We start from the raw sequence: 12,776 nt of genomic DNA, 5'->3' as shown, positions 1-12,776 counted from the left end.
CTCAATGCGTAAAGCTCTTTTCAAGACGCGTATTACCGAAATGCTCGGTATCCGCCACCCCATTCTGTGCGGCGGCATGGGCCCCAAAGTGTCTGACTCGCGTTACGTGGCCGCCGTCGTCAAGGCTGGCGGCATGGGTTTTATCGTCGCCGCCGGTTTTCCGGACCCCGACGAATTTCGTGACCAACTGCGAACCTGCAAAGCATTGACCGGTGGAATGCCTTTTGGCGTAAATCTCTACATTTCCCGCCAAGCCGGCGGTGCCGAGCGCCTGGACCGTCAATTGCAAATTCTTATCGACGAAGAAGTGATGTGCGTGGAGACCGCCGGGGCCAGTCCGGAGCCCATCGTTGCGCGCCTTAAAGAAGCCGGAATCAAGATTCTGCACAAAGTGCCCGCCGTGAAATACGCTCATACGGCTGCCCGTTTCGGCGTCGATGCCGTGATCATTGTCGGGAATGACTGCGGAGGACACCCCGGCCTATTCGGCATCAGCAGCATGGTCCAGGGGGCACATGGCCCCGCCGTCATTGATCTGCCGGTGATCATCGGCGGCGGTATTGGCACCGGCAGGCAAGTTGCGGCAACCCTTGCCATGGGGGCCGATGCAGTGATCATGGGCTCGCGCATGTTGGTGGCTGAAGAATTGAACATTCATGAGCACTACAAACAGCTGGTAGTGAGGGGGGATGGCAGCGAAAGTGTCGTGGTCAAGAAAGCCATCCGCGACCATCACCGGGTATTGCACAACGATAGTGCTCGGGCCGTGATCGAGCTGGATGAAGCCAAGGTAACCGACTTCGAACAATACCGTCCGCATGTGATCGGCGCTCTTGCCACCCAGGCCTACGCCTCGGGAGACAGCAGTAAGGGCATGCTGGACTATGGGCCAGCGGTGATTTTTGCCGATGCCATCAAACCGGTCGAACTCATCTTCGATGAAATGCTCGACGATGCAATGCTAGCCATGGGGCGTCTCAACGAATTGGCACGGGTCGGCGGGCACTCGGTATGACGACTGACGTTCTGATCCAATCCCGAAGTAAAGGTGTGCTGGCACTGACCCTTAATCGCCCGGCAGCGCGGAATGCGCTCAATCTGGAACTGGCCCGGGCGCTGACCCTGGCGCTGACGGCTTTCGAGAATGATCCCGAGTTGCGCGTGGCCACCTTGACCGGGAGTAACCCAGCATTTTGCGCCGGACTCGACCTCAAAGACTTTTCAACACCCGATGCACCTCGCCATGAAGTCGCGGCACTGCTCGACTTGGTGCCCAACCTGAGCAAGCCGATTATCGCCGCCGTCAACGGAGCGGCCATGACCGGTGGGCTGGAACTGGCCTTGGGCTGCGATTTCATCATTGCCTCGACACTGGCTCGATTTGCCGACACCCATACCAAAATCGGCGCGCTGTCCGGAAGCGGTGCGACATCGCGCTTGCCTTTCGCTGTTGGCGTGCGGTGGGGCAAACAGCTGAGCCTGACCGGCCAGCCGATCGACGCCGAAACAGCCCTGCGCATCGGGCTTGTCAACGAATTGCATGCACCAGAGACCTTACTCGCTTACGTGCAGGACCTTGCAGAATGCATCGCAAGCCACGACGTTCAACTGGTGGGCACGGTCAAACGTGTACTGGATGATGGCGCGCGCAGCTCGCTGGCCAATGCCCAACAACTGGAAAAGAAAGCGCTGGCGGCCAGCAAGCTAAAGGGTGGCACGACATGGAAAACGCCCTGAAACAACCGCCTTACTCTGGAGCTGCGATGAAACTCAACGGCGTAAAAGTCTTGGACCTGACACAGTTCATGCCCGGTTCCGTCCTGACAGGGATGATGGCCGACCATGGCGCCGAGGTGATCAAAATCGAATCCCCTGGCGGCGATCCGACCCGCCAGCATGAACACCGCGACGATCCTGATCTCGCTGCTGCAACCGTGGGATTCTTTGCCCGTTGCAACCGGGGCAAATATAGCCTGTCCCTGGACCTTAAGCGCTTCGCCGCCAAGGAGATCCTCTACCGTCTGGTCGAAGACGCCGATGTGCTGGTCGAGTCATTTCGCCCGGGCGTGGCCGAGCGTCTTGGTATGGATTACGAGACCCTGCGCCAGCGCAACCCCCGGTTGATCTACTGCTCGTTGAGCGCCTTTGGCCAAACCGGCCCCTTGCGCGACACCCCGGCCCATGACAGTGTTGTTCAGGCGTATGGTGGCTCCCTACCCTTGGCCAATGACGCAACGCCGGTGACCGATTGCCTGCCCACTGCGGCGCTGGCCGGCGCACTGAACGGGTTAGTCGCGATTCTGATGGCATTGCTCAGCGCCCGCGGCAACGGTCGCGGCGAACGCATCGATATAGCCATGCGAGACTGCCTCTTGCCGGCGCAACCCTTCCGTTCCCGTACGGACCACCCTGAGGAGGATCAGGGCCTGGCAATGTGCAGCGCTTACCGTACCTCTGACGACCTGTGGCTTTGCCTGGGTGGCCGGGAGCGCGTCTTCTGCGAAAACCTGCTGAGGCCTCTGGGTCGAGCTGACCTGATCGAAGTCGCCACAGGAGCGACGAGCGGTGACCAAGGGCCCGTGCATGCCTTCCTTGCAGAGGTTTTCAGCAAACAGTCGCGGGCCTATTGGCTGCCATGGCTGGAGACGCGTGGCATCAGTGCCGCGCCAGTGCTTGATGTGCGGGATGCCCTCAAGCATCCCCAGACCCAAGCACGACAGATGCTCCTTGTCGATAGTCAAGGCCGTGAGCACATTGGCACTGCACTCAAATTCCAGGAAGAGCCTGGCATACCGAACCTGCGCGTGCCGCGTTTGGGGGAGGACAATGCAACGATATTGTCGGCGCTGGGTTACCGTGAACAAGAGATTGCCGCATTGCGCCGCGCGGGGGTCATCCATTCACACTGAATGATCGGCTGGCCGTTCGTCTGGTGCTGCACGCTCGCGCTCGGCAATGCGTTCGATCAGGCTGATCATCGCCCGCAGGGCCGGGGTCAATGCACGAGGCACCCAAGCGACCGCTGCTTCACCATGCATCGAATCAGGCAGGTCTCGCACCGTGACGAATCGCACACCGTCTATCGGCAGGTGTCGTGCAGTGTCCTGCACGAAACCGATCCCCAGCTCATTGGCGACCAGATTGAACATGCTGTACGGCTGCGCAACTTGTTGAATGCGCTTGGGTGAAAACCCGGCTTTGCGGCACGCGGACTCAAGTGCCGTGTGAAAGTGAGGCGTCAGATGCTGCGGCGACAGCACAAACGAATGACCGGCGAGTTCTGCCAGCCGCAAGGTTCCATTCTCATCACCCAGTTTCCACTTGGCGGGTACCGCCACAATGACGCGGGAATACTCAATGACTCTGACATCCAGGCCGTCGGTATTCACCATGTTGCGGTTGAGAATGCCGATGTCCAGGTTACCGTTACGTAACCCCTCGACCTGTTGGGTGCTGAGCTGTTCATCGAGCTGGACTTCGATATTGGGCCAGCGCTCATTGAACACCTTGACCGCCGCCGGCAAGATCCGCATCGCGCTCATAGGTGAGAACGCGATTCGCATTCGGCTCAATTCTCCCCGCGCCTGGCGGCGCACTGCCTGCTCGGCAAAATCAACCTGAGCAATGATGGCCATGGCCTCTCGCTGCAGGACTTTGCCTGCAGGCGTCAGGCTGACTTGGCGGCTGGTGCGGTCCAGCAAGCGTGCATCCAGTGACTCCTCCAACCGTTGAATGGATTGGCTAAGGGGGGGTTGCGCCATTCCAAGCTGCGTGGCCGCTCGACCAAAATGCAGCTCTTCGGCCACCACGATGAAGTGTCTGAGCTGCCGCAGTTCCATCATCGATACCTGCTCATAGGGGGTGGGTGGAAATCAGATTGCGCTCCAACGCGGGGCTGAAAAGTGCTCGACCAGACCGGCGTGAACATCAGGGTGCAGACCGGCAACTCCCGGCTGGAGCAAGTTATAGGCGAATTGCGTGTCCCCATACCAGATCGCCCCATCGCTAAGGTCGGCCCGCCAACTGGCTGCAATGCTGCCATTGGGAAAATGATGTTTGAGCAAGCGAATCAGGAACAACTCAGCCGCCTTTACCGTGGCAGGCTGAAGTTCAGCGTCCATTCTGAAATCTATTTCCAACTGGCGGCGCTTGCTGGTCGGAGCACTCGTGTCCTTTATCAACGCTTTTACGCGACTATTTTGGGAGCGGGTTTCTCCGTTCTGCCATGCCTGCTGGTGGCTTGAAACCTCACGACTGGCGCGTGCCAAAGAACCTAGTTTGGCGAGCAAGGTGTCGAAATGCAGTTCGGCCGTTGTCATTTCCTCAGGACGGATGGTCGGCGAAGGGACGCAGATCACCAGAAAATCGTCGATGAGCTCAGGCGTTCCTTCGATGAAAAGCGTGACCATCACCTTTGCGACAGTTGGAAAATCGGGCAGATGTGCCATGTAAACCTCATGGGATGCAGTGAGCAGATACGGCAGCGGCCAAAAGACAATAAAATGAACGCCGCGCACAAATATAAACACACGCATGGTCTTCAGCGCTACAGGGCCTCCCTGAGATTGTGTCAGCCACTCCAACATAAACCAGGTCTCGTCAGTCTGGTTTATGTGTACATCGGTTGAAGCATGGGCCCTTCAGGCGAAAATTTTCTGCGGGATCAATATCGATATGATATCAATCGTTCGAAATACGATATTGCGTTTGCACATACCGGACCTTTCTATAAGAATGACCCAACGCACACAAGTGTGAACACCGTTCATAAAAAAGTAACCGGAGATGAGTTATGAGCACGTACAAAGGCGCGATTTTCGACGGCGATACGCATATCTACGAGCAACCCGACTCCTGGAGTCGTTACCTGCCCAAGGAATTGGAAAAGGATTGGAGCTTTCAGTGGCGTGTCGGCGCCGACGGCGAGTACGCGCTTTATGTAGGTCAGAAGAAAGTGGAAGTCAGCGCCGGTTACTTCACCGCCGACGGTAAGGTACCGCCGCCTGGCAAGCTGCATGAATGGTTGCGCGCCATGAAAGACGGTCATGGTGAAGTAGAAATGCGCGTCGACATGACGCCGGATATGTACAACGCCGCAGACCGTCTGAAAAAAATGGACGAGTTTGGCGTGGAAGGCTGCTTCATGTACTGCGGCAACATGGTCGCAGCGGTCAGCTACCTCGACGACCCCAAGCCTGCGGCCGGGGTGTTGCATGCCTATAACCGCTGGATGCTCGACGAGTGGAAATTCAATCACTCCGATCGGATCTACTCGGCCCCCCTGATTTCCCTGGCCGACATTGATTCGGCAATTAAAGAAGCCGAGTTCGTGGTCAAGAACGGCGCCCGTCTGGTGCTGATGCCAATGGGCCCGAACGAAATCGGTCGCTCTCCCGCCGATCCTTACTACGACCGCTTCTGGTCAATTCTCAATGAAGCGCATGTTCGGGTTGTCTATCACGTTTCGGAAGCCATCTACCTCAAACACCATATGGCGGTCTGGGGCGAGTTGATGCAGCAATCGCGGATGCGCCAGTCCGCCTTCGTCTGGATGCACGGCTACAGTGAACGCCCGGTGATCGAGACCATCTCGAACTTCATCTTCTGGAACTTCTTCGAACGCTTCCCGAACATCAAGCTGCTTTCAGCCGAAAACGGTGCAGAGTGGGTGCCAAACATGCTGGTGAAAATGGACAAGGTCCGCGGCATGGCGAAGATGGGTCTATGGCCAGCGGGGCAATTGAAAGAGCGTCCAAGCGCAATTTTCAAACGCCACGTCGGTGTTGTCGCCTACCCGGAAGACAACATTCGCAGCCTGATCGATCAAACCGGCAGCGCCGATTGGATCATCACCGGTTCAGACTATCCTCACGCCGAAGGCGTACCGACCCCGGCCGACTTCATTGGTGAAGCATTGACCAACTGCAGCGTCGAAGAACAACGCAAAATCATGTATGAAAACGGCAAGCACTTCATCGCCATGAGCTGAAATTAGCTGGCAAAAAAAGCCCTCACTGTGTGAGGGCTTTTTTGTTGGCGCGGAAAAAGCACTTGCGGCTTTTCCTCAACACCATGTTATTCTGAACGCAGTTCATAATAACGAATGACGTCATGACTCTGCATACTTCCGTCGAACGCATCGACCTGTCCCGTTGGATCCAGCCCGGTGATACCGTCCTCTGGGGTCAGGCTAATGCCGAGCCTCTTCCCCTGACGCAAGCATTGATGGAGCAACGGGCTGCAATAGGCCAGTTCCGAGTCATGCTCGGCATTAGCAACAGCGACACCTGTCGGCCGGAACATGCGGACCACGTCAGCTTTCTTTCCTACTGTGGCGGTGGAGCGAATCGCGCACTGGCCAAGGCCGGTGTGCTGGATATCCTGCCCTGCCATTACTCGCAGTTTCCCGAAATGATTCGGGACGGTTCGTTAAAGATCGATGTGTTGTTGCTGCAACTTGCGCCTCCCGATGAGCACGGCCGTTACAGCCTGAGTCTGGCCCATGAATACCTGTTGCCAGCGCTTGAGCATGCTCGCCTGGTGATCGCGGAAGTTAATCAACAAGCGCCCTGGACCTTCGGTGAGCGCTATTTGTACGAAGAAGACATTGATTGCATGGTGGAGACTTCGCGCGCTCCACTTGAGAGCCATGCGTCGAAGCCCGGTCAGGTCGAACAGGCAATTGCCAATCGGGTCGCCGGCTTGATCGAGGACGGTTCCACTTTGCAGTTCGGGCTAGGGGTCATTCCCGAAGCGATCCTTAGCGCCCTCGGAAACCATCGCAATCTGGGTGTGCATTCCGGCGCAATCGGTGATGGCGTCGTCGACCTGATGGAAAAAGGTGTCATTAACAACACGAACAAAACCATAGATCGCGGTGTCACGATCACTGGCGTGCTCATGGGCAGTCACCGTCTGAACCGTTTCGCCCATTGCAATGCAGCCATCCAGATGCGCTCGACGGCTTACACGCATGACCTGCAGGTGCTGGGCAGCCTGGAGCGTTTCGTGGCGCTGAATTCGGCCATCGAAGTCGACCTGAGCGGCCAGATCAACGCTGAAACAGCCGGTGGTAGCTATATTGGCGCGGTCGGCGGCGCACTCGATTTCCTCCGTGGAGCGCGGCGGTCCCGTGGTGGTTTACCCATTATTGCCTTGCCCTCCGTTTCCGGGATCCACAGCCGCATCGTCTCGCGCATCAACGGTCCTGTCAGTACCCCGCGCAGCGATGCGGGCCTGATCGTCACCGAATACGGCGTAGCTGATCTGCGCGGCCTGAGTATCAGCCAGCGTCGGTTAAAGATGCTGGACATTGCCCACCCCGATTTCCGCGAACAACTGGAACAAGCCGCCGGCCTCTGAAGGCCTGCCTTACCTGGAGAAATAAGTGATGAGACGTGCCGCGATCGTTGCGCCCCTACGCACCCCTGTTGGAACCTTTGGCGGCACTCTACGGCCAGTGTCCGTCGAAGTACTGGGCGCTCATGTCGTCAAGGCGATCCTGGAGCGGACAGGTCTGGATCCAGCCCGTATCGAGGACATCGTCTTTGCTCAGTCCTACGCCAGCAGTGAAACGCCATGCATTGGACGTTGGATTGGGTTGCAGGCAGGACTGCCCATCGAAGTTCCCGGCATGCAACTCGATCGTCGCTGCGGAGGTGGCCTGCAAGCGGTCATTACTGCCGCCATGATGGTTCAAACGGGGGCCGCCGATGTCGTACTGGCCGGCGGCGTAGAAAGCATGAGCAACATTGAATATTACTCGACCGATATGCGCTGGGGCTCACGCGCTGGCAGTGTGACGATGCATGATCGGCTTGAGCGTGGACGTGAACGCTCGCAACCAGAGGAACGCTTTGGCCAGATTTCGGGAATGATCGAAACGGCCGAAAACCTTGCTCGGGAATACCATATCAGCCGGGAAGAATCAGATGCTTTTGCCTTGCGCAGTCATCAGCGCGCAGCCCAGGCATGGGCCGATGGACGTTTCAATGACGAGGTCGTGCCTATCAGCGTGCCGCAACGCAAAGGCGATCCGATTTTGTTCGACCGAGATGAAGGTTTTCGTGCTGACTCAAGCCTGATTTCACTGGGAAAATTACGCCCTCTGATCAAGGACGGAACAGTTACCGCAGGCAATTCAAGTCAACAAAACGATGCTGCCGCAGCGTGCTTGATCGTAGCGGAAGACAAGCTTGAAGAGTTAGGTCTCAAGCCGATGGGCTTTCTAGCGGGCTGGGCGGCCAGCGGTTGCCATCCCGCAATGATGGGGATCGGCCCAGTGCCCGCGGTGCAAAAGTTGATGGCCAAGACTGGACTGACCCTGGATCAAATGGATCTGATTGAGCTCAACGAAGCTTTCGCCTGCCAGGCACTCTCGGTGCTCAAGGGGTGGGGTTGGAATGATGTGGATCGCGTCAACGTGAACGGCTCGGGCATTTCACTGGGCCATCCAATCGGTGCGACCGGTGTGCGCATGCTAAGTACTCTGCTCCATGAACTGGAGCGCCGCAAAGGTCGGTATGGGCTGGAGACCATGTGCATCGGTGGAGGTCAGGGGCTGGCGGCGATTTTTGAACGCACCTGATTTTGCTGATTGATGCCACTTGATCACCGCGCCATGACCCCATGAGCAGTTGCCATAAGAACAAGGATCGAGAATGAGTTCCACTGAAGTATTTATCGTCAGCGCTTCACGGACCGCCATCGGCACTTTTGGCGGATCACTCAAAGACGTGCCGATGGCAGATTTAGCCACCACGGCCGTTAAAGCAGCCCTGCAACGAAGCGGCGTCGATCCAGCCCAGGTCGAACATGTGGTGATGGGCAATGTTATTCCTACAGAACCACAGGACGCTTACATTTCCAGAGTTGCCGCGATGAACGCCGGCATCCCGAAAGAAACACCCGCGTTTAACGTTAACCGTCTATGCGGTTCAGGACTGCAAGCCATCATCTCGGCGGCACACACACTCTTACTGGGTGACGCCGAAATCGCCATCGGCGCGGGGGTCGAGTCCATGAGCCGAGGCCCCTACATCTTGCCCGCCGCTCGCTGGGGCGCACGAATGGGCAACATCCAGACTGTCGACTACATGCTCGGCATCCTGCATGACCCCTTTCATGGCATCCACATGGGCATCACTGCCGAGAACATCGCGGTGCGCAATAACATCAGTCGCGAAATGCAAGATGCGTTGGCCATGGAAGATCAGACGCGTGCGTTTCGCGCGATCGAGGAAGGTAGGTTCATCGAACAAATCGCTGCCGTTGAAATACGTACTCGAAAAGGCACTCAAGTGTTCGACGTCGACGAATACCCTAGGCTCACCTCTACAGAACAACTGGCGCAGATGAAGCCGGCGTTCAAGAAGGACGGTTCGGTCACTGCTGGTAACGCCTCAGGACTTAACGATGGCGCCGCAGCACTGGTAATGGCCACCGGCGCAGCGGTACGGGCTAATAATCTGCGTCCTCTCGCCCGTCTGGTTACCTACGCCCACGCGGGAGTAGAACCAGAGCTGATGGGATTAGGCCCCATTCCGGCTACACGTCTGGCATTGAAGCGTGCCGGCCTGACGATTGCAGATCTAGACGTTATCGAAGCCAACATCGCGTTCGCCGCCCAAGCCTGCGCGGTTAATCAGGAACTGCAGTTGGACCCGGCGAAGGTCAACCCTAATGGTTCAGGGATTTCCCTTGGCCATCCGGTAGGGGCAACCGGAGCGATCATTGCCACCAAAGCCATTCATGAGCTGCATCGTATTGGCGGTCGTTATGCCTTAGTCACCATGTGTATCGGCGGCGGCCAAGGTATCGCGGCTATTTTTGAGCATGTATGAGGAAATATTCGTGAGCATTCAACATATCGCAGTGATTGGCGCGGGCACGATGGGTAACGCAATCGCGCAAATCTGTGCGCTGGCAGGCATCAATGTCGCTCTGCTTGATGTCAGCGACGAGGCGCTGGAAAAAGGCGTGGCAACTCTCACTGCAAACCTGGAGCGTCAGGTTCGCAAGGAAAGCATTAGTCCCAAAGACAAACAGGATGCCCTCGCCCGGATATCACCAGGCACCGACTATGCCGTATTAAGCGCTGCCGATCTGGTGATTGAGGCCGCCACCGAGAATCTAGAACTGAAGAAACGCATTCTCAAACAGATTGATAGCGTCGTGAGTGATCACTGCATTATCGCAACCAACACATCTTCGCTGTCGATTACCGAATTAGCGGCAGTCGTTACCCAGCCGAGCCGCTTTATAGGCCTGCACTTTTTTAATCCAGTTCCCCTGATGGCATTGGTTGAAGTCATACGCGGTATACAAACCTCGGATGTAACCCATGCCCTGGCGATCAAACTTGCTGAACAAATTGGCAAAAGTGCAGTGATGGTGCGCAACAGTCCAGGCTTCGTCGTCAACCGAGTCCTGTGCCCGATGATTAATGAAGCGATCTTCGTCTTGCAGGAAGGGTTGGCATGCGCCAAGGACATAGATACGGGTATGCAATTGGGCTGTAACCATCCTATCGGTCCACTGGCTCTTGCTGATTTGATAGGTCTGGATACCATGCTGGCAATCATGGAAAGTCTCCACCAAGGCTTCGACGACCCTAAATATCGCCCGCCGCAGTTACTCAAGGAAATGGTTGCCGCAGGTTATCTAGGTCGTAAAAGTGGTCGTGGTTTCTACATCTATAAATGAATACAAATATCCTTCAATGAAGAGCCAGGATGTTCGAAAAGATGAACTTTAAAATCGAATAAAAAACTCGTTTAACTGGAAATGGAATGACCTCACAGAATTTTTCGACCGGGGGAACAACTAGAGTGATTAGCCAGTTTAAATTTACAGATAATCGGTGAGAGGCCCATCCATTAGGAATGGAGGCCCATCACGTCATGACTGTTTATGTGTTCAATCCGCATAGCAAAACCTTCTATCGCCCTATAGATGCAGCATTACGCTGGTGCAGTCTTACTCGTTACGAAGCCCAAATAGTCCAGGCGGATTGGTCTCGTCCCGAGAACCTTGCAGTTCTATTTCCCCAATGGCCCAATCTCCATATCGCTATAGAAAGGATTTTAGACGCCATACGCAATGGTGAGCTGCCGTATGGCTGCCTCGGGGTTTCGGTTCCTTTCGGAAGCTATGTAGAGCCCTTTCAGCTAACCATCCGCCATTCGGACTTACGCCGCTGGATGGAGATTCATTACCCCGACCATAAGCCCAGCTTTTTATTCGAGTCCGGTGAGGATGCAGCTCCTGCAAAGGTCAGTCTCGGAACTTTTCTTTCATTGAAAGCAGATCGAGACGAGTTATCGAGGGCGTTGAAAGCGCAACAGCAACACATTCAAGAAATCTTGGGTGAGCTCCAGTCGATTGGACTTGAAAGAGATGATCTCAAAGCCTTGGCCAAAACGAATGGTCAACTCAGCGAGCGTAGCGAAGTGACCTATCACAACATCATTGGGGCATTGGTCAGCCTTCTCTTGGACCATTCGCCCGCCAGAAAACCTCTTTCGGTATTCACGAATCAAGCAGCCATCGTTGACGCCATTGTCGCCCGTCACAAAGATGTGCCCGGCCTGAGCAAGCGTACGCTGGATGAAAAATTTGCCGTGGCCAATCGAAGTCTCAAAAAAAATAACTGATCAGGTCAATTGCATTGTAATAGGCTTGATTGCAATGTAATGACTCCTCCCGCCTTGTGCGATTCAATCCGCACGTAAACCGCGAGACATCATTACTCGCCTGAGTGAACACCCCAACTTGCTGGCCGTTCGGTCGGACGTTAGCAGCGAAGAGGAGGCGTACCGAGCTGTTGCGGAAGGTATCAAGCGCTTCTGTCGAATTAATGTTGTGTGGGGGGCTTGTTGAGTGCGGTAGAAGAAACTAGCGCATGGGAAACAGAGCACCTCTTTGCTATCAATGTGTTCAGCATACTGAGCGTCATTCAAGCCGCTCCGCCGCACATGTGTCCTCAGCGTAGCAGTCATATCATCAACATCTCATCCATCGGCGGTTATCAGGCGTATATGGGCTGGGCTGTTCGAATTGCTCCGGGACAACGCTTGGTTACGAATTCTCAACCAACGCCTTCCGCAACAGCGTCAGTTGGGATACAGCGCCAGCGTGCAGTTTCCAACATGCGCACAATGCTTGCATCTCTGCATGCAACTTATAAAGAATGAAAGGCTGGTTGAATCTTACCTCCAAAATGCAACTGGCCTTTCATGCAGAATTTACAGCTGGGAAGCAGGTAACTCGACAGTGAGTCCCACTAATTCTTCGGTCATGATTATCTGACAGCTCAGTCGGCTGTTCGGCTTGGGGTCAATTGCGCACGCCAACATCCCTTCTTCTGTGGCGTCCGGACCTAATAATTGTTCGTCCCAGGGTGTCGCGACGTAGCAATGGCAGGTCGCGCAGTTTGCATATCCCCCGCAATCGCCCAGGATACCCGGTATCAGGTTGTCGATTGCAGCCTGCATTAAGGATTGCCCAACTTGAGCATCGACAGTGTGAACTGTGCCATTATGTTCGATAAAGCTAATCTTGGGCATAGAGATGTACTCTCGTTGTATTTCAAATCAAAGATGTGCGGCTTGCCATTTCGACTTATCTGGCAATACTTGCCTTCGAACAGGTGCGCCTAGTTGACCACCTACAGCCCTTCAGCGCTGAGACTGTCGCGCAAGAGACTCAGGCGTAAAGAACGTCAGCGGTTTCAGCTCGTCGAACACCTTCACCCCCTTGGTCCCGGCAGAAATGGA

The 12,776-nt window shown here is 55.7% G+C and carries 12 protein-coding genes and 1 pseudogene; 10 read left to right on the top strand and 3 right to left on the bottom strand.

What is annotated here, in order from left to right; translation table 11 throughout:
• Window positions 1-4: 4 nt before the first annotated feature.
• The 3 genes from FBY10_RS28645 to FBY10_RS28635 are packed head-to-tail and all read left to right on the top strand — an operon-like array spanning window position 5 to window position 2,909.
• Complete coding sequence (locus FBY10_RS28645) at window positions 5-1,015, top strand: nitronate monooxygenase family protein (RefSeq protein WP_145338543.1); 1,011 nt, start codon at window positions 5-7, stop codon at window positions 1,013-1,015.
• A gap of 35 nt (window positions 1,016-1,050) precedes the next feature.
• A complete protein-coding gene (locus FBY10_RS28640; RefSeq protein ID WP_218571052.1) occupies window positions 1,051-1,737 on the top strand; it encodes an enoyl-CoA hydratase-related protein in 687 nt (228 codons plus the stop codon).
• Window positions 1,722-2,909, top strand: a complete 1,188-nt coding sequence (locus FBY10_RS28635; RefSeq protein ID WP_218571051.1) for a CaiB/BaiF CoA-transferase family protein — start codon at window positions 1,722-1,724, stop codon at window positions 2,907-2,909. The genes FBY10_RS28640 and FBY10_RS28635 overlap by 16 nt, the downstream gene beginning before the upstream one ends.
• On the opposite strand, the gene FBY10_RS28630 is transcribed toward FBY10_RS28635, so the two are convergent.
• Together FBY10_RS28630 and FBY10_RS28625 are read right to left on the bottom strand one after the other, a co-directional pair.
• Entirely contained in the window at window positions 2,901-3,839 is a 939-nt protein-coding gene (locus tag FBY10_RS28630) for a LysR substrate-binding domain-containing protein (RefSeq protein WP_145338541.1), read from the bottom strand. The genes FBY10_RS28635 and FBY10_RS28630 overlap by 9 nt on opposite strands.
• 33 nt (window positions 3,840-3,872) lie before the next feature.
• Window positions 3,873-4,586 (bottom strand): hypothetical protein, encoded by a 714-nt coding sequence (locus FBY10_RS28625; RefSeq protein ID WP_145338540.1) that lies wholly within the window; start codon window positions 4,584-4,586, stop codon window positions 3,873-3,875.
• A gap of 206 nt (window positions 4,587-4,792) precedes the next feature.
• Between FBY10_RS28625 and FBY10_RS28620 the strand changes: the two genes are divergently transcribed.
• The 7 genes and pseudogenes from FBY10_RS28620 to FBY10_RS28590 all read left to right on the top strand — a co-directional run.
• A complete protein-coding gene (locus FBY10_RS28620) occupies window positions 4,793-5,989 on the top strand; it encodes an amidohydrolase family protein (RefSeq protein WP_145338539.1) in 1,197 nt (398 codons plus the stop codon).
• Between the two features lie 122 nt (window positions 5,990-6,111).
• Window positions 6,112-7,362, top strand: coding sequence for an acetyl-CoA hydrolase/transferase family protein (locus FBY10_RS28615; protein ID WP_145338538.1), 1,251 nt, complete (start codon window positions 6,112-6,114; stop codon window positions 7,360-7,362).
• A gap of 28 nt (window positions 7,363-7,390) precedes the next feature.
• Window positions 7,391-8,587, top strand: a complete 1,197-nt coding sequence (locus tag FBY10_RS28610) for an acetyl-CoA C-acetyltransferase (protein WP_145338537.1) — start codon at window positions 7,391-7,393, stop codon at window positions 8,585-8,587.
• Window positions 8,588-8,660: 73 nt separating this feature from the next.
• The gene (locus tag FBY10_RS28605; protein ID WP_145338536.1) at window positions 8,661-9,842 is read left to right on the top strand and encodes an acetyl-CoA C-acyltransferase family protein; all 1,182 of its coding nucleotides are present in this window, start codon (window positions 8,661-8,663) and stop codon (window positions 9,840-9,842) included.
• A 10-nt stretch (window positions 9,843-9,852) separates the two neighbouring features.
• Complete coding sequence (locus tag FBY10_RS28600) at window positions 9,853-10,704, top strand: 3-hydroxybutyryl-CoA dehydrogenase (protein WP_145338535.1); 852 nt, start codon at window positions 9,853-9,855, stop codon at window positions 10,702-10,704.
• Window positions 10,705-10,901: 197 nt separating this feature from the next.
• Entirely contained in the window at window positions 10,902-11,654 is a 753-nt protein-coding gene (locus FBY10_RS28595; RefSeq protein ID WP_145338534.1) for a hypothetical protein, read from the top strand.
• 61 nt (window positions 11,655-11,715) lie between these two features.
• A pseudogene (locus tag FBY10_RS28590) lies at window positions 11,716-12,053 on the top strand (SDR family NAD(P)-dependent oxidoreductase); the annotation flags it as partial.
• Window positions 12,054-12,245: 192 nt separating this feature from the next.
• Here FBY10_RS28590 and FBY10_RS28585 read toward each other — a convergent pair.
• Complete coding sequence (locus tag FBY10_RS28585) at window positions 12,246-12,566, bottom strand: 2Fe-2S iron-sulfur cluster-binding protein (protein ID WP_145338533.1); 321 nt, start codon at window positions 12,564-12,566, stop codon at window positions 12,246-12,248.
• Between the last annotated feature and the right edge of the window lie 210 nt (window positions 12,567-12,776).

Origin of the sequence: Pseudomonas sp. SJZ103 (assembly GCF_007828335.1) — a bacterium.
GTDB lineage: Bacteria > Pseudomonadota > Gammaproteobacteria > Pseudomonadales > Pseudomonadaceae > Aquipseudomonas.
Note: the sequence above shows the minus strand (reverse complement) of the source record. Positions and strands in the feature narration are given on the sequence as shown.